The organism is Pseudomonas sp. RW409, assembly GCF_003184125.1.
Classification (GTDB): Bacteria; Pseudomonadota; Gammaproteobacteria; order Pseudomonadales; family Pseudomonadaceae; genus Aquipseudomonas; species Aquipseudomonas chlororaphis_I.
Genome location: NZ_QHHP01000021.1, coordinates 225,317 through 240,037, shown reverse-complemented (window position 1 = coordinate 240,037; position 14,721 = coordinate 225,317). Strand labels below are relative to the sequence as shown.

Below are 14,721 nucleotides of genomic sequence, written 5' to 3'. Positions count from 1 at the left end.
CGCGGTGCTCGGCAGCGGTTACAGGGGCACACGATCGATGTAGCCGCTGCCGCAGGCTGCGACAGGTCCGAAGGACCTCTTGCGAACTCAAGGGCGGCGCCTGCTGCGCAGTCGATCGCAGCCTCGCGGTGCTCGGCAGCGGCTACAGGGGCACACGAACGATGTAGCCGCTGCCACAGGCTGCGATAGGTCCGCAGGACCTCTTGCGGACTCAAGGGCGGCGCCTGCTGCGCAGTCGATCGCAGCCTCGCGGTGCTCGGCAGCGGCTACAGGGGCACATGATCGATGTAGCCGCTGCCGCAGGCTGCGACAGGTCCGAAGGACCTCTTGCGAACTCAAGAGCGGCGCCTGCTGCGCAGTCGATCGCAGCCTCGCGGTGCTCGGCAGCGGCTACAGGGGCACACGATCGATGTAGCCGCTGCCGCAGGCTGCGACAGGTCCGAAGGACCTCTTGCGGGCTCAAGGGCGGCGCCTGCTGCGCAGTCGATCGCAGCCTCGCGGTGCTCGGCAGCGGCTACAGGGGTACACAATCGATGTAGCCGCTGCCGCAGGCTGCGATAGTTCCGAAGGACCTCTTGCGAACTCAAGAGCGGCGCCTGCTGCGCGGTCGATCGCAGCCTCGCGGTGCTCGGCAGCGGCTACGGCGGCTGCTTACCAGCTGACGGTGTTCAGGGCGTCGGCGAAGACCTTGAGTTTGGGCGAGTACTGGCGCGACGGCGGGTAGACCAGCGACAGCGCCCGGCTGCGTCCGGAAAAGGCCTGCAGGATTGGCACCAGGCGGCCATCGGCGAGGGCGTCCTCGACGGCGAAGTTCATCAGTTGGGCGATGCCGAAACCTCCCAGCACACCGTCCACCAGCGCGTCGCCGATATCGAAGATCAGTCGGCTGGGCACGCTGACATCGCGCACCTTGCCGTCGAGCATGAACTGCCAGTCCACCAGGCGCCCGCTGCGCAGGTTACGCACGGTCAGGCAGTTGTGCTGTTGCAACGCCTCCACTGTCTGCGGTGTGCCATGGCGCGCCAGGTAGGCCGGGGACGCCACTGTGACCCAGCGCAGCGGCGCCAGGGGCCGGGCGATCAGGCGCTGGTCCTGGATCTCGCCGGTGCGCAGGATGGCGTCGAAGCCTTCGTCGACGATGTCCACCAGGCGATCGGTCATTACCGCCTCGATGCTCAGGTCCGGGTATTGCTCGGTCAGGCGGCCGATCAGCGGCATCACCACCTTGCGCCCGAACAGCGACGGCGTGCTGATCTTCAGCAGCCCGGTGGGCGAGTCGCGGCGGTCCAGCAGCAGGCGTTCGGTCTGCGCCAGTTCGGTCAGCAGCGGTGTGGCGCGCTCCACCAGCAACTGGCCGTCCGGGGTCAGGCTGACGCTGCGGGTGTTGCGTTGCAGCAGGCGCACGCCCAGTTGCTGCTCCAGGCGAGAAATGGCCCGCGACAGGCCGGACTGGGTCAGCCGCAGATCGCCGGCGGCACGGGTGAAGCTGCGGGTCTCGGCGACCCGGACCAACAAACGAACGGCGTTCAGATCAATGATTAAAGTCATCACTGAAAGAGCAATGACGGTATTTATCATCAAATTGGCATCAAAGAAACTGAGGGCCCTTTATTCACGCAAGGACTCGACACGATGCCCGCCACCTCTTCAGCCAGGCCATCCGGCTGGATGCTGCTCCTGCTGGCCAGCGCGCAGCTGATCATTGCCCTGGACGCGACCATCGTCTTTGTCGCCTTGCCGGAGATCGGCAGCCACCTGGGTTTTTCCGCACAACAACTGCAATGGGTGGTCAGCGCCTACAGCGTGGCCTTCGGCGGCTTTCTGCTGCTGGGAGGCCGGGCGGCCGACCTGCTGGGCAAGCGCCGTTTCTACATCGTCGGGCAAAGCCTGTACGCCATGGCTTCGCTGGCCGGCGGCCTGGGTGGCAGCTCGCTGCTGCTGGTGCTGGCGCGGGCGGTGCAGGGTGTCGGCGGGGCGATGCTGTTCCCGGCGACGCTGGCGCTGATCAACAGCCATTACCCCGAAGGGCCGGCGCGCAACCGGGCGTTCGCGGTGTGGAGCGCGGCCTCGGCGGCGGGCCTGGCCCTGGGCGCGTTGCTGGGGGGCGTGCTGACCCAATGGTGGGGCTGGGAGGCGGTGTTTCTGGTCAACGTACCCTTGGCTGGCGCTTGTGCCCTGTTGGCTCGGCGCTGGATTCCGGCCGATGGCGAGCGCGAGCGTGGCCGGCGTTTCGACCTCAGCGGCGCCTTGACCGTGACGGTGGGCGGCACGCTGCTGGTGTTCGCCATTGTCCAGGGCCCGGAATGGGGCTGGAGCGCACCGGCGACCCTGGGCTGTGGCGCGCTGGCGCTGCTCCTGCTCGGCGTGTTCGCCTGGATCGAACAGCGCGGCCACGACCCGCTGATGCCGCTGCGCCTGTTGGCCCATCGCGAGCTGCGCCTGGCGATGTTTCTCACGGCTTTGTTCATGAGCAGCTTCGGCGTGCAGTACTACTTCCTCGCGTTGTACTTCCAGCAGGTCTACGGCTATAGCGTGCTGCAAAGCGGCGTGGCGTTTTTGCCGGCGACGCTGCTGTGCACCGTGGGCATCTGGCTGGCCGAACGTTCGTTGCTGCGCTTCGGGCTGCGGGCGACCCTGGTCAGCGGTCTGCTCCTGGGGGCGCTGGGCATCGGCGGGGTGTATGTGGCGCTGCCCGACGGGGCGGGGTTCTGGAGCCTGATGCCGGGCATCGTGGTGCTGAGCATCGGCCAGGGCATGACCTGGACTGCCATGTGGGTCTCGGCCGGCCAGGGCATCGCGCCGGGCGAGCAGGGCGTGGCGGCGGGCATGGCCTCCACCAGCCAGCAGATCGGCGGGGCGCTGGGGCTGGCGCTGCTGGTGTCCCTGGCCAATGCCGGGCTGGGTGGCTCGCAGGCGGCCGGCATCGAACAGGCGGTGGGCGCCAGCGCCTTGCTCGCCCTGCTGGGGGCGTTGCTGGCCTTGCGTTTGCGGGGGCCGGCGTCTGGCTCCGAGGGCCTGGCGGCAACTGCCGAGCGCGGCTGAGGGGCAGCCGATGACGGTGTACCTGTAGCCGCTGCCGAGCACCGCGAGGCTGCGAACGAGGACGCAGTCCTCGCCAAACCTGCGCATGCGGTTTGCCTTGAGGAACGTATTGTCCGCCTTTACGGCCGCTGCGCTGCCGATCGCAGCCTCGCTTCGCTCGGCAGCGGCTACAGAGGCTCAACCCCGGGGCAACTCAGATCCACACATCATTGGCCGCCGTGCGTTCGCCGCCTTCTTCGCCGGTGTTGCGCACGCCCTTGGGTTCGATCAGCAGCAACTTGACCTCCTGCTCGGCGTACGGCTTGTGCTTCATGCCCTTGGGCACGACAAACATCTCGCCCTGGTTGATCGTCACCTGGCCGTCGGCAAAGTCGATGCGCAACTGGCCTTCGAGGACGATAAAGGTCTCGTCGGTGTGCGGGTGGTCGTGCCAGATGAAGTCCCCTTGCAGCTTCACCAGCTTGAACTGGTAGTCGTTCATTTCGGCGATGACACGGGCTTGCCAGTGATCGTCGAACAGGCTGAGTTTGTAGGCGAAGTTCAGGCTCTGGTAGGGGATGGGCGTGGTGCTGGCCGGGTTCATGGTGCGGCTCCGTAAAGAGGTGATCGGGCCTCTACGGTAATCAGCGCGGTGCTGCGGTTCTTGTACGATTGTGCGTGCCGGGCGGCGTTCAGCGGCCGTGCATTTTCAGCCAGCGGGCCGGCGGCAGGCCGTAGGTCTTGCTGAATTGCCGGGTCATGTGGCTCTGGTCGGTGAAGCCGGCCAGCAGCGCCGCGCTGACCAGCGACTGGCCTTGCAGCAGCAGGGCCCTGACCAGGTCCAGGCGGCGCATGGTCAGGTAGCGATAGGGGCTGGTGCCGAACAGCAGGCGAAAGTCTCGCGACAGGCTCCAGCGGTCGCGACCGCTGTGGGTGGCCAGTTCGTCGAGGGTGATGTTCTGGTCCAGGGCGCTGTGCATGTATTCCCGCGCGCGCTCCGCGGCCTGATAGTCAAAACGCTGCGCCGGCCGGGAAACCCCCGACACGGCATTCAGCGCATGGGCCAGGTCGAACAGCGCGTCTTCCTGTTCCAGCGGGTCCAGCGGGCTTTCCATGCTGCGCAGCAAGGTGTCGGTGGCGGCGAACAAGCGTGGGTCGGTGGACAGGCCGTTCTTGATGAAGGGCAGCGGCTGGCCGCCGAGGATCTGCTGGATCAGCGCCGGCTCGATATAAAGCATGCGGTAATGGAAGCCGTCCTGGGTGCCGGCTTCGCCGTCGTGGACTTCATCCGGATGCAGGACCATGGTCCCGCCCGGCAGGTTGTGGCGCCAGCCGCCGCGGTACTGGAAGCTCTGCACCCCCGACAGCGTGCGGCCGATGGCGTAGGTGTCGTGGCGGTGCAGGTCGTAGCCATGACCGGCGAAAAACGCCTCGATACGCTCCAGCCCCCGGGTGGGAGGCGCGCGGTGGACCCAGTCTTTACGGGGGGCGGGCTTGCCCATGGAGCTGTCCTCGACACAACGTCAGGCCCGTACGGTAACCCAGGCGCGTGCGACTGTCTTCAGCGCGTCATCCGCCCGCGTCCGCTTTCTTGGCCTCTTTGCCAAGGGTGCCGAACTCGATCGGCGTCTTGATGTAGAACAGCGCAATGTCCTCGTCCTCCAGGCGTTCGAACAGCCGGGCTGACTCCTCTTCGGTGAGTGCCAGGCGGACCTCGATGGGTTGGTCGGCGAGTTCGAAAAAGTGTGCGGAGTGCAGCCGGCCGGTGTGGCCGAAACCTTCGATGGCGGTGCTCATGGTCGCGCCGCGCAGGCCCAGCTCGTTGGCCAGGTCGACGAGCCAGTCACCGACCATCTTGCCGTGATAGCGGCGATTTTGCTGGGTGAAGAAAATCACCAGGAAACCGTTCATGAGCGTTCTCCAATGGCCTCCATTACTTTCAGCATAGCCCCGGGGGTATTGCTGGGCTTATGAATTAAATGATCGAAAAGCAGAAATTAATTATTGTTTTACGATAATTAATTCTTTATGGTTTCTCCCACATTCCTTCCTCTGGAGCCTTCCCATGACGTCCCAAGGTCTTGCCCGGTTCAGCCAGCGCATGTCGGCTGTCACCCTGTTATTGATCATTGCCATGTTGCTGCTCAACGCGGCGCTGTGGCTGTTTCCGCAGTTGAGCGCGGAAAGTGGCTACGGGTTCGGTTTTGGCCTGAGCAATAGCCTGTCGAGCTATCTGGCTGCCGGTGCTGTCTTTCCCTGGTGGCAAACCCTGGGCGGCATTCTGCTGTCGAGCATCCCCCTGCTGGCGCTGGCCTTTGGCTTGAGCCATCTGCGCCAGTTGTTCCAGAGCTATGCCCGCGGCGAGTACTTTTCCAGCGCGGCGGCGGTGCATTTGGGCAAGGTCGGGCGGGGCGTGGCGTTGTGGGTGTTGCTGGACTTTCTCTGCGAGCCGCTGCTCAGCATCTGGGTCACCCTGAACGCGCCGGTGGGCGAGCGCCTGATCAGTCTCAGCATCACCGCCCCGACCTTTGTCGCGCTGTTTTTGGCTGCGTGTATTTCCATCATCGCGCGTATCCTCTGGCAGGCCAGTGAAGTGGATTCGGAAAACCGCGCCTTCGTGTGAGATCAGTATGTCAATTGTCATTCAACTGGACGTGATGCTGGCCCGACGCAAGGTCAAATCCAAGGACCTCGCGGCGGCGATCGGCATCACCGAGGCCAACCTGTCCCTGCTCAAGCAGGGCAAGGTCAAGGGCCTGCGGCTCGCGACCCTGGACGCGATCTGCCAATACCTGGAGTGTCAGCCGGGCGACCTGTTGATCCATGAGCCCGAGGTGGAGTAGCGTCGGCCTCCCTTAACGCGATAAAGGCGGTCTGTGTCATGGCGCTCGAACATTTGCTGTATGCCGGCCCGCTGCTGTCGCTGGCGCTGCTCTGGACCGTGGCCGTGGTCACGCCGGGGCCGAACTTCTTTACCACGGCGCAATTGGCCGCCAGCTGTTCGCGTCGCCATGGCATGATCGCCGCGCTGGGCGTCGCCACCGGCACGGTGCTCTGGGGGCTGGCCGGCGGCCTGGGGATCAAGTCGCTGTTCAGCGCCGCCCCGGCCCTGTACCTGGCCTTCAAGATCGCCGGTGGCTGCTACCTGATCTACCTGGGCCTGAAGCAGTTCAGGCGCAAGCCGGCGCCGACCGGGGCGGGCAACGGTTTGCCTGGCGAGTCGGGCCGCAGCCTGTTCTCGGCCTATCGCCTGGGCTTTCTCGGCAACATGACCAACCCCAAGTCGGCGCTGTTCGTCGCCACCATCTTCGCCACCTCGATGCCGGCGTCACCGCCGCCGTTGCTGCTGGTCCTGGCCGTGCTCACCATGGCCTCGTTGTCGTTCACCTGGTACTGCTGCGTCGCGCTGTTTTTCGCCAGCAACCGCATGGCTGCCGTCTATAGTCGTTCGCGCAAATGGCTGGACCGCTTTGCCGGCAGTTGCTACCTGCTGTTCGGCGCCCATCTGGTGGCCAATCGCTGAAACCGGGGCCGGGCGCACGCCATGGATTTCCAGGGTCAGGAGACAGGACATGAGCTTCACTTTTCGCCCCGTGCAGGATCGGGATATTCCACGGATCTGCGGTTTTGCCGGTAATCCCGAGGAGCTGTTTTTCTTTTTCCCGGCGGCCAGCTGGCCGCTGACTCATGAGCAACTGCGCGACTCCATTGCCCAACGCTGCGATTCGACAGTGATCGAGCGAGACGGCCAGGTACTGGGTTTCGCCAACTTCTACCGGTGGGAAACCCACGGCACCTGCACCATCGGCAATCTCATCGTCGATCCCGAGGCCCGCGGCGCGGGCGTCGCCGGGCAGTTGATCGGCGAGATGCTGCGCATCGCCCGGGACAAACACCAGGCCGCACAGGTGACCCTGTCCTGCTTCAATGACAACGTGGCGGGCCTGCTGCTGTATCCGAAGCTCGGGTTCGTGCCGTTCGCCATCGAAGAGCGCCGGAACAAACAGAATCAGCGGGTGGCTGTGATTCACCTGCGACATCAGCCGGCTTGAGCGGTCCGATACAAGCGCTGAACCACTTTTTAACGGGAACAAACCATGAGCAAGCTGCGGGTCGGGATTATTTTTGGTGGCCGTTCGGCCGAACACGAAGTGTCGCTGCAATCGGCGCGCAACATCGTCGATGCGCTGGATCGCGAGCGCTTCGAACCGGTGCTGATCGGCATCGACAAGAACGGCCACTGGCACCTCAACGACACCTCGAACTTCCTGATCAACCAGGAAAACCCGGCGCTGATCGCCCTCAACCAGTCCAACCGCGAACTGGCGGTGGTGCCGGGCAAGGCCAGCCAGCAACTGCTGGAAACTTCCAACCAGGAACTGCTGGGCCACGTCGATGTGATTTTCCCCATCGTCCACGGCACCCTCGGCGAAGACGGTTGCCTGCAAGGCCTGCTGCGCATGGCCGACCTGCCGTTCGTGGGCTCTGACGTGCTGGGTTCGGCGGTGTGCATGGACAAGGACATCAGCAAGCGCCTGCTGCGCGATGCCGGCCTGGCGGTGACGCCCTTTATCACCCTGAACCGAGCCACCGCGGCGCGCACCGACTTTGCCCAGGCGCAAAGCAAGCTGGGCCTGCCGATGTTCGTCAAACCGGCGAACCAGGGCTCGTCCGTGGGCGTGAGCAAGGTCACCAGCGAGGCGCAATACCACGCGGCCATCGAGCTGGCGCTGGGTTTCGATGAAAAGGTCCTGGTGGAGTCGGCGGTCAGTGGGCGCGAGATCGAGTGTGCGGTGCTGGGCAACGACCAGCCGATCGCCAGCGGTTGCGGGGAAATCGTCGTCGGTAGCGGTTTTTATTCCTACGACAGCAAATACATCGACGACCAGGCGGCCCAGGTGGTGGTGCCGGCGGACCTCAGCGAAGAGGTCAGCGAACGCATTCGCGCCCTGGCCGTCGAGGCGTTCCAGGTGCTGGGCTGTTCGGGGCTGGCGCGGGTCGATGTATTCCTGACCCAGGGCGGCGAAGTGCTGATCAACGAGATCAATTCGCTGCCCGGCTTCACCCGCATCAGCATGTATCCGAAGCTGTGGCAGGCCGCGGGCATGACCTACAGCGAACTGGTCAGCCGCCTGATCGAGCTGGCGCTGGAGCGCCATGCGGCGCGCCAGGCGTTAAAAATCAGCCGCTGACTTCTGGAGGGAAAAATGAGCGTTACCACTGGAGCGTCGCAGTATCTGTTTTCCTACGGCACCTTGCAGGACAAGGCCGTGCAACTGGCCAATTTCGGTCGCGAACTGCAGGGGAGCGCGGACGCGCTGCCGGGTTATGAACAGGCCTGGGTGGAGATCACCGACCCCGAGGTACTGGCCACCAGCGGCAAGACCCATCACCCGATCCTGCGCCCGGGCAGCGCGGCCAGCGCGCCTATCCCGGGGACGGTGTTTCGCATCACTGCCCAGGAACTGGCCGCGGCGGACAGCTACGAGGTGGCGGACTACAAGCGCGTAAGCGTGGTGCTGCAGTCCGGGATCGAGGCGTGGGTGTATGTGAGCGTTTGAGGCGCCGGGCTCAGGCCCGCCCTATCCAGGAATACTGAAAGGATTTTTCCTCTCCCCGGTGGCCGCGTCGGCGATAGCTGGCCAGGGTCGCGCTGGAACAGTAGGTGCAGTGCTCGCAGTGTTCGATCTGTTCATCGCTGATACCCGCCGCGCGTAACAGGTGCAGCGCATAGCCGCTCAGGTCGAACCACAGCGAGTCCGGCCGGGTCGGTGGTGGCGGGGCAATTTCTGGCGGCAACTGTGGCGTGGGGCGTTCGTGGCTCCAGGGTGCCTGCTCCTCTGGCCACAGGTGACCCTGGGTGGCCGACAGGGTGTCGATGAACTCCGGGCTGACTTCGTAGCAGCAAGGCTTGATCGAGGGGCCGAACGCCACGCGCAACTGAGGGGCAGCGATGCCCTTGGCAGCGAAGTGTTGCAGCACGTTGTCGATGATGCCGCCGTGCAGACCTTTCCAGCCGGCATGGACCGCGGCGACCCACGAGGCGTCTTCACTGCTGATCAGCAGCGGCAGGCAGTCGGCTGTCATCACCGCTATAGGCCGGCCGGTGCGGGTGAACACCGCATCGCCGCGGATGATGCCGCTCGGCAGCGTGGTGCTGGCCTCGACCACCTCGCCGGTGTGGGCCTGGGAGCAGAAGAACAGGTTGGCAGGCAGTGGTGCCCCGATCCGAGAAAACTCGTGACGGATGCCTGGTATCTGTTTCAACACTGGCGCCTGGAAACTCATCGGACCTTCGCTCTGTTGCTGTGGATTAGCTACAGAGCATAGCGGGATCATGAGTCCTTTTGCTGACAGAGACCTGTCATCTGGTCGGCTGCTTGTCCGATCGGGGCATCAGCTTTTCAGCGGGATATAGAGTTCGACCACGCTGTCCGGGTGCATCGGCCCGAAAAAACGCTCCCCGGTATATTCGAATTCCACCCCCTCATCGGCCCGCATCCCTGCGGCCGGCAGCCATTCGCTGTAGGCGGCGCGGAAGGTTTCCGGCAGGGTCTGCACCGTGCCCCGGTGCTCGACCCGGGCGTACTGGCGGGCGGGGATTTCCAGTTCCACCATACCCTCGACCAAGGGCGCCTCGGCGCTGACCGGCAGTCCGGCGACGTAACGCCACTGGCCGTCGCTCAAGGGCTGGCAAATACCGTAAGTGCCGACCGGTTCGGCCAGGCGCTGGATCTCCTGCTCCCGTGGTTCGAAACGCTGCCACAACTCGGCAATCGAGCCCTGGTCATCCTGCTGCCAGGCCATGCCGATGATGCGCTGCGCCGCCAGCGTCACCCGCACCGGCGTCTGCGGCGCCGGCAGGCTGCGCTCGGGCTGCGCCAGATAACGCTGCAACTGGCCGAGCACGTTCTGGCTGCGGGCGATCTGCGTTTCCAGCTCACCGGCATGGGCCTGCAACGCCTGGCGCAGACTCAAGACACTGTGCAGCGCACCGCTGTCCGCCAACCCGCGAATCTCCTCCAGCCCCATGCCCAACTGCCGCAACCAGACAATGCGCCCGAGGATGCCAATCTGCTCCGGCTTGTAATAGCGATAGCCGTTGTCCTGCCCGGTCAGTGCCGGAGTGAACAGACCGATGCTGTCGTAGTGGCGCAAGGTCTTGGTGGTGAGGCCATGGCAGCGAGCCATTTGACCGATGGTGAGCATGCAAACGTCCTTTTTTGTGGTGAGGTCGAGCGGCACTTTAGGGGTTTACCTAGGGGCAAGCTCAAGGCTGTTCCACGGTATTTTTTAAGTGTCCAAGAATCTTTCAGAGAAGTCTGGAGGGTAAATAGGCGCGGGATGACAGCCAGGTTAGATGGGTAAATCTATAAGGCAGAGCTGCCGAGAAGAAGGCTCGGCGCCAAGTAAGGAGCGGTAATGTTTTTTTCAGGAAGCTGAGCCGGACCCGGATCTGGCAGTTTTGGGGCGGGCTCGATGCGCTCTATTTGTTGTGGTACGTCACGAGCAGTGTACGGCTGGGCAAGACCCCGTTCTGGGATGACCTGACTGTGGCGACTGAAGTGCTCAAGGATCATGGAACCACTGCTGTGGTTATGGTGATGATCAATTGGGGTTTGCAACTATCGATAGTCGTCAGCGCTTTCCTGTTTTTGTTTCAGCGCAAAGAAGCCAAGTGGCTGGGGCTTGCGCAAATCCCTTTGCGTTTGGTGTTTGTCGTGCCGTCTTTTTCCGTGCTTCTGATCGGCGCGTATTTTTTTCCGAACTGCAACCCGCTGATGATGCTGGGGATGATTGTGCTCTCTGAAATCACCAAGGGCTGGAGTTTATGCGCGATCAGGAATGACCCCCGCTAAGGGCGAGGGTGCAAGGCCTGAATCAAGAACCGCTCAGACCGATTTCACCGGCTTGATCAGGCTCTCGGCGGGGATGCCGAACAGCTGGTGCAGCTTCCAGATCATTGGCAGGGTCAGGGCGCGTTTGCCGTTGAGCACTTCGTAGACCCGGTTGGTTCGGCCGATGGCCGGGGCCAGGTCGGCGGCCGAGAGGCCCGATTGCTCCATGCGGAACTTGATGGCATCGATCGGGTTGGGCAGGTCGATGGGGAAGTGCTTGGCTTCATAGGCTTCGATCAGGGTGACCATCACGTCGAAGTAGTCGCCTTCGGCGGTGCCGGGTTCGGGCTCGTTATCGAACAGCGCCGACACCTGCTTGAGTGCCGCGCGGTAATCCTGGTCGGTGTGAATGGGGCGAATCTGCATGCTCGTTACTCCATTTCAACGCTGTCGGCGTCGATGGCATCGTACTGCTGGTGAGTGCCAACGAACTTGATGTAGAGGGCGCCAAAGCGGTAAGCCACGGCGACTACCAAGCGGTAGTCATTGCCTTTGATGTTGAACACCACGCGACGGCTTTTAAGAAGGCTCGCGCTGCAAAACTGGTCCTTGATCTGCGCCGGGGTGGACCAGTTGGCATTGCGTGCTTCATCGATCCAGGCCAGAAGCGGTTGTTCGACATCCGGGTGCTTGTCCCAGAACGTCTTCAAATGACTGACGGCGATAATCCTCATGGCTCGAAATCCTAGTCCCACCCTGGGACTTAAGCAAGGGAGTGAGAGAGGAAGGCGATGGACGGACAGCCATCGAGGCTACCCGTCCCGCAGGTGCGGCTCAGTGTCGATCAGCACCTGCTGTCATCGCGGTGTGCACATCATCCATCACCGCTTTACCCATCTCACCCAGGTAATGTGCCGCCCAAGCATAGCGGTCCGCCTGCGGTTCCATGGCCGCATCCAGGGTCAACTGTTTTGCCAGATGTAGCAGCAGCGAGGCGTGTTCCAGGGCATCGGCCAGGGGGACGTCGGCATTGACCCGCAGCAGCGGGCGTTTGCCTTCGCCACAATTGGCAAAGGTTATTTCGCCGAGGGTATGCAGGGAGGAAGGGGACGGATTGAGGGTGTGTTTCATGGTGACGAATCCTTTCGTTTGAGGGGATCACCACCGTCTGCCGCCAAGCAGGTTAGGGTGGCGAATTGCACAAGGTTGGCGGACCGGCACGAAAGGAACCGGCACCCCCGAAGGGGTCCCTGCGCAATTCGCCATGACACAGAAACGCGGGCACAAAAAAAGCGCCTGCATTCGTGTTTTGGCGCTGTTGCGCCTTTCGTGGTTCGGGCCGCCAAGCCCGTTCGCTGATATTGCAGCGACGGGGCGAAGAATAGCGGGCGGGGAAGAGCGTCGCAACGGCATTGCTACGACATTCTGTGACTATGAGAGAAGGGCAGGCCAGCCATGGAAAAATGCATTGGCCGAAGGTACGTGGGTCCCTGTAGCCGCTGCCGAGCCTGCGAGGCTGCGATAGGACCGAAGGTCCTCCAGCGGTCGCAAGATCCCTGCGCCCCCTGCGGGGTCGATCGCAGCCTCGCAGGCTCGGCAGCGGCTACAGAATCAGAACCTTCGCCATTTCCGTGGTGGCCGCCCAGCCCAATCCGGCATACACCGGCTTGCCCACTTCGGTGGCATGCAGCACGGCGAAGCTCAGCCCGCGCTGGATGAATTCGGCTTGCGCCAGCTTCATCAGGGCCGAGGCCAGCCCCCGGCGCCGGTAGGCGGGTTCGACGTAGACGTTGAGCACATAACCGCGCTGGTCCTGGGTCGGATGGGACGGGTGGGGCGGCCAGTCGATGCTCATCAAGCCAATGGCCGCCACCGGTTGCTGGCCGTCCAGCAGGGCAAAGCCGTAGTAGCGGCCATCGGGCAAACGCTCGCGCAGCCAGGGGCGAAAGTGCTCGGTCATCCGTTGCAGGGCCGCGGGTTCTCCTCCGGCTTCGAGGAACATCGCCTCGCGGTGGCGGCAGACCAGTTCGAGGTTGTCGGCCTCCAGCCTACGCACGGCCAAACCTGAAAAATCGATACCGCCGGGAATCTCGTTCATCGCCTGCCCCTCGGCCAAAAAAGTGATGCTAGGAGGGATCAAAAGATCGCGTCAGACACAGAGCGCCGTAAAAATCGGCATACAGCCTTGGCCCCGCATGCCGGTGCTTCTTTGGCGTGAACAATAAAAAGGGCCTGCCTAGCGGCAAGCCCTTCTGGTTTTCCGGCGTTGGCCTCAATCCCCCAACGCGGCCCCTTCACGGCGTGGGTCGGCGCCACCGGCCCACGAGGTTTTACCCTGGGCATCGCGCACTCGCACGATCGCCTGGGTGCCGCTGGTCATGTCGATGTCGGTCAGCTCATGCCCCTTGGCTTTCAGCGCCGCTTTCAACCCAGGTGTGAACTGGCCTTGCTCCAGTTCGGTCGGGCCGTTGCGGCTGCCGAAGTTGGGCAGGCTGATGGCGGCTTGCGGGTCGAGGTTCCAGTCGAGCATGCCGATCACCGACTTGGCCACGTACTCGATGATCTGCGAGCCACCCGGCGAGCCGACGGTGGCCAGGAATTCACCGCTGTTGCGGTCGAAAATCAGGGTTGGCGCCATGGACGAGCGTGGGCGCTTGCCCGGCTGCACACGGTTGGCCACTGGCTGGCCGTTCTCCTCGGGGATAAAGGAGAAGTCGGTCATCTGGTTGTTGAGCATGAAGCCCTGGACCATCAGATGCGAGCCGAAGGCGGCTTCCACGGTGGTGGTCATGGACACCGCGCCGCCCTGGTCATCCACGGCCACCACTTGCGAGGTGGAGATGCGCATCGGTGAGCGATCCGGGGCGTAGGCCACCTGGATGCCCTGGGGCTTGCCGGGCTCGGCCTTGGCCATGCTGCGCTCGCCGATCAAGGCGGCACGCTGCGCCAGGTACTGCGGGGCGACCAGGCCGGCGATCGGCACCGGGGCGAAGTCCGAATCCGCCACGTACAACGCGCGGTCGGCGTAGGCCAGGCGCTCGGCCTCGGCGATCAGGTGCACGGCTTCAGGCGCCGGTTCCAGGCCGGCCAGCAGGCTGGTCTTGACCGGTTTCAGCGGTGGCAGTGCATAACGCGGGTCGCGGGCTTCCAGCGCCTGCAGGGTGCCGAGGATCTGCGCCATGGCGATCCCGCCCGACGAGGGCGGCGGCATGCCACAGACCTGCCAGCGCTTGTAGTCGGTGCACAGCGGTTCGCGCTCCTTGGCGCGGTAGCCTTGCAGGTCGTTGAGCGACAGGCTGCCCGGGTTGGCGTGGCCTTGCACCTTGGCGACGATTTCCCGGGCGACCGGGCCTTGGTACAAGGCGTTCGGGCCTTCTTTGGCGATGCGCTCGAGCACCGCGGCCAGCTGCGGGTTTTTCAGCAGGGTGCCGACGGCTTTCGGCGTGCCATCGGCATTCAGGAAGTAGGCCGCCATGTCCGGCGATTTCGCCAGGTACGGGTCGGCGACGATCATGCTGTGCAGGCGCGGGGAGATCGGGAAGCCCTGGTCCGCCAGGCGGATCGCCGGCTCGAACAGCTGCGCCCACGGCAGGCGGCCGTGTTTTTTATGGGCCAGTTCCAGGGCCCGCAACACCCCAGGCGTACCCACCGAGCGGCCGCCGATCTGCGCCTGGGGGAACGGCATGGGTTTGCCGTCGGCCTGCAGGAACAACTTCTCGGTGGCCCCGGCCGGCGCGGTTTCGCGACCGTCATAAGTGCGCACCGCCTTGCCGTCCCAGAGCACGATCAAGGCCCCGCCGCCGATACCCGACGACTGCGGCTCCACCAGGGTCAGCACCGCTTGCATGGCAATCGCCGCATC

At 64.0% G+C, this 14,721-nt stretch carries 19 protein-coding genes; 8 read left to right on the top strand and 11 right to left on the bottom strand.

The window, feature by feature from the left end; translation table 11 throughout:
* Window positions 1-651: 651 nt before the first annotated feature.
* The gene (locus DK261_RS09895; protein WP_016703623.1) at window positions 652-1,536 is read right to left on the bottom strand and encodes a LysR family transcriptional regulator; all 885 of its coding nucleotides are present in this window, start codon (window positions 1,534-1,536) and stop codon (window positions 652-654) included.
* Window positions 1,537-1,632: 96 nt separating this feature from the next.
* Here DK261_RS09895 and DK261_RS09890 point away from each other — a divergent pair, with 96 nt between their 5' ends.
* Window positions 1,633-3,042 carry an MFS transporter gene (locus tag DK261_RS09890; RefSeq protein ID WP_110175658.1) on the top strand — a complete coding sequence of 470 codons (1,410 nt, stop codon included), beginning with the start codon at window positions 1,633-1,635 and terminating at the stop codon, window positions 3,040-3,042.
* A gap of 193 nt (window positions 3,043-3,235) precedes the next feature.
* Here DK261_RS09890 and DK261_RS09885 read toward each other — a convergent pair whose 3' ends face one another.
* The 3 genes from DK261_RS09885 to DK261_RS09875 all read right to left on the bottom strand — a co-directional run bounded on the left by DK261_RS09885 (window position 3,236) and on the right by DK261_RS09875 (window position 4,932).
* Entirely contained in the window at window positions 3,236-3,625 is a 390-nt protein-coding gene (locus DK261_RS09885; RefSeq protein WP_009050842.1) for a cupin domain-containing protein, read from the bottom strand.
* A gap of 88 nt (window positions 3,626-3,713) precedes the next feature.
* Complete coding sequence (locus tag DK261_RS09880) at window positions 3,714-4,523, bottom strand: AraC family transcriptional regulator (RefSeq protein WP_009050841.1); 810 nt, start codon at window positions 4,521-4,523, stop codon at window positions 3,714-3,716.
* Window positions 4,524-4,590: 67 nt separating this feature from the next.
* Window positions 4,591-4,932, bottom strand: coding sequence for a DUF190 domain-containing protein (locus DK261_RS09875; RefSeq protein WP_009050840.1), 342 nt, complete (start codon window positions 4,930-4,932; stop codon window positions 4,591-4,593).
* 154 nt (window positions 4,933-5,086) lie between these two features.
* On the opposite strand from DK261_RS09875, the gene DK261_RS09870 reads away from it, so the two are divergent.
* The 6 genes from DK261_RS09870 to DK261_RS09845 are packed head-to-tail and all read left to right on the top strand — an operon-like array spanning window position 5,087 to window position 8,582.
* The gene (locus tag DK261_RS09870) at window positions 5,087-5,644 is read left to right on the top strand and encodes a DUF2975 domain-containing protein (protein WP_023967450.1); all 558 of its coding nucleotides are present in this window, start codon (window positions 5,087-5,089) and stop codon (window positions 5,642-5,644) included.
* A 7-nt stretch (window positions 5,645-5,651) separates the two neighbouring features.
* On the top strand, window positions 5,652-5,864 hold the full coding sequence (locus DK261_RS09865; RefSeq protein WP_009050838.1) for a helix-turn-helix transcriptional regulator: 213 nt from the start codon (window positions 5,652-5,654) through the stop codon (window positions 5,862-5,864).
* A 38-nt stretch (window positions 5,865-5,902) separates the two neighbouring features.
* Window positions 5,903-6,544 (top strand): LysE family transporter, encoded by a 642-nt coding sequence (locus DK261_RS09860; RefSeq protein WP_110175657.1) that lies wholly within the window; start codon window positions 5,903-5,905, stop codon window positions 6,542-6,544.
* Window positions 6,545-6,593: 49 nt separating this feature from the next.
* Window positions 6,594-7,073: a GNAT family N-acetyltransferase gene (locus DK261_RS09855; protein WP_038635125.1), complete on the top strand. Its 480-nt coding sequence runs from the start codon at window positions 6,594-6,596 to the stop codon at window positions 7,071-7,073.
* A gap of 45 nt (window positions 7,074-7,118) precedes the next feature.
* Window positions 7,119-8,213: a D-alanine--D-alanine ligase gene (gene ddlA / locus DK261_RS09850; RefSeq protein WP_016703618.1), complete on the top strand. Its 1,095-nt coding sequence runs from the start codon at window positions 7,119-7,121 to the stop codon at window positions 8,211-8,213.
* Between the two features lie 15 nt (window positions 8,214-8,228).
* Window positions 8,229-8,582, top strand: coding sequence for a gamma-glutamylcyclotransferase family protein (locus DK261_RS09845; RefSeq protein ID WP_110175656.1), 354 nt, complete (start codon window positions 8,229-8,231; stop codon window positions 8,580-8,582).
* A 10-nt stretch (window positions 8,583-8,592) separates the two neighbouring features.
* On the opposite strand, the gene DK261_RS09840 is transcribed toward DK261_RS09845, so the two are convergent.
* Window positions 8,593-9,309, bottom strand: coding sequence for a polyphenol oxidase family protein (locus DK261_RS09840; RefSeq protein ID WP_009050833.1), 717 nt, complete (start codon window positions 9,307-9,309; stop codon window positions 8,593-8,595).
* A 108-nt stretch (window positions 9,310-9,417) separates the two neighbouring features.
* A complete protein-coding gene (locus DK261_RS09835; RefSeq protein WP_009050832.1) occupies window positions 9,418-10,230 on the bottom strand; it encodes a GyrI-like domain-containing protein in 813 nt (270 codons plus the stop codon).
* Between the two features lie 281 nt (window positions 10,231-10,511).
* Here DK261_RS09835 and DK261_RS09830 point away from each other — a divergent pair, with 281 nt between their 5' ends.
* A complete protein-coding gene (locus DK261_RS09830; RefSeq protein WP_256597563.1) occupies window positions 10,512-10,880 on the top strand; it encodes a hypothetical protein in 369 nt (122 codons plus the stop codon).
* A 33-nt stretch (window positions 10,881-10,913) separates the two neighbouring features.
* Here DK261_RS09830 and DK261_RS09825 read toward each other — a convergent pair whose 3' ends face one another.
* The 5 genes from DK261_RS09825 to DK261_RS09805 form a co-directional block, all read right to left on the bottom strand.
* A complete protein-coding gene (locus tag DK261_RS09825; RefSeq protein WP_016703614.1) occupies window positions 10,914-11,285 on the bottom strand; it encodes a type II toxin-antitoxin system HigA family antitoxin in 372 nt (123 codons plus the stop codon).
* A 5-nt stretch (window positions 11,286-11,290) separates the two neighbouring features.
* The gene (locus DK261_RS09820) at window positions 11,291-11,593 is read right to left on the bottom strand and encodes a type II toxin-antitoxin system HigB family toxin (protein WP_041984164.1); all 303 of its coding nucleotides are present in this window, start codon (window positions 11,591-11,593) and stop codon (window positions 11,291-11,293) included.
* A 100-nt stretch (window positions 11,594-11,693) separates the two neighbouring features.
* Complete coding sequence (locus DK261_RS09815) at window positions 11,694-11,990, bottom strand: DUF3077 domain-containing protein (protein WP_016703612.1); 297 nt, start codon at window positions 11,988-11,990, stop codon at window positions 11,694-11,696.
* A 472-nt stretch (window positions 11,991-12,462) separates the two neighbouring features.
* Window positions 12,463-12,957: a GNAT family N-acetyltransferase gene (locus tag DK261_RS09810; RefSeq protein ID WP_110175654.1), complete on the bottom strand. Its 495-nt coding sequence runs from the start codon at window positions 12,955-12,957 to the stop codon at window positions 12,463-12,465.
* Between the two features lie 174 nt (window positions 12,958-13,131).
* The coding region (locus DK261_RS09805) for a gamma-glutamyltransferase family protein (protein ID WP_256597562.1) at window positions 13,132-14,721 on the bottom strand (1,590 nt) is incomplete at its 5' end.

Coding starts and splice junctions, on each gene's coding strand:
- DK261_RS09890 (WP_110175658.1), top strand. CDS start 1,633: ATGCCCGCCACCTCTTCAGCCAGGCCATCCGGCTGGATGCTGCTCCTG.
- DK261_RS09885 (WP_009050842.1), bottom strand. CDS start 3,625: ATGAACCCGGCCAGCACCACGCCCATCCCCTACCAGAGCCTGAACTTC.
- DK261_RS09880 (WP_009050841.1), bottom strand. CDS start 4,523: ATGGGCAAGCCCGCCCCCCGTAAAGACTGGGTCCACCGCGCGCCTCCC.
- DK261_RS09875 (WP_009050840.1), bottom strand. CDS start 4,932: ATGAACGGTTTCCTGGTGATTTTCTTCACCCAGCAAAATCGCCGCTAT.
- DK261_RS09870 (WP_023967450.1), top strand. CDS start 5,087: ATGACGTCCCAAGGTCTTGCCCGGTTCAGCCAGCGCATGTCGGCTGTC.
- DK261_RS09865 (WP_009050838.1), top strand. CDS start 5,652: ATGTCAATTGTCATTCAACTGGACGTGATGCTGGCCCGACGCAAGGTC.
- DK261_RS09860 (WP_110175657.1), top strand. CDS start 5,903: ATGGCGCTCGAACATTTGCTGTATGCCGGCCCGCTGCTGTCGCTGGCG.
- DK261_RS09855 (WP_038635125.1), top strand. CDS start 6,594: ATGAGCTTCACTTTTCGCCCCGTGCAGGATCGGGATATTCCACGGATC.
- ddlA (WP_016703618.1), top strand. CDS start 7,119: ATGAGCAAGCTGCGGGTCGGGATTATTTTTGGTGGCCGTTCGGCCGAA.
- DK261_RS09845 (WP_110175656.1), top strand. CDS start 8,229: ATGAGCGTTACCACTGGAGCGTCGCAGTATCTGTTTTCCTACGGCACC.
- DK261_RS09840 (WP_009050833.1), bottom strand. CDS start 9,309: ATGAGTTTCCAGGCGCCAGTGTTGAAACAGATACCAGGCATCCGTCAC.
- DK261_RS09835 (WP_009050832.1), bottom strand. CDS start 10,230: ATGCTCACCATCGGTCAAATGGCTCGCTGCCATGGCCTCACCACCAAG.
- DK261_RS09825 (WP_016703614.1), bottom strand. CDS start 11,285: ATGCAGATTCGCCCCATTCACACCGACCAGGATTACCGCGCGGCACTC.
- DK261_RS09820 (WP_041984164.1), bottom strand. CDS start 11,593: ATGAGGATTATCGCCGTCAGTCATTTGAAGACGTTCTGGGACAAGCAC.
- DK261_RS09815 (WP_016703612.1), bottom strand. CDS start 11,990: ATGAAACACACCCTCAATCCGTCCCCTTCCTCCCTGCATACCCTCGGC.
- DK261_RS09810 (WP_110175654.1), bottom strand. CDS start 12,957: ATGAACGAGATTCCCGGCGGTATCGATTTTTCAGGTTTGGCCGTGCGT.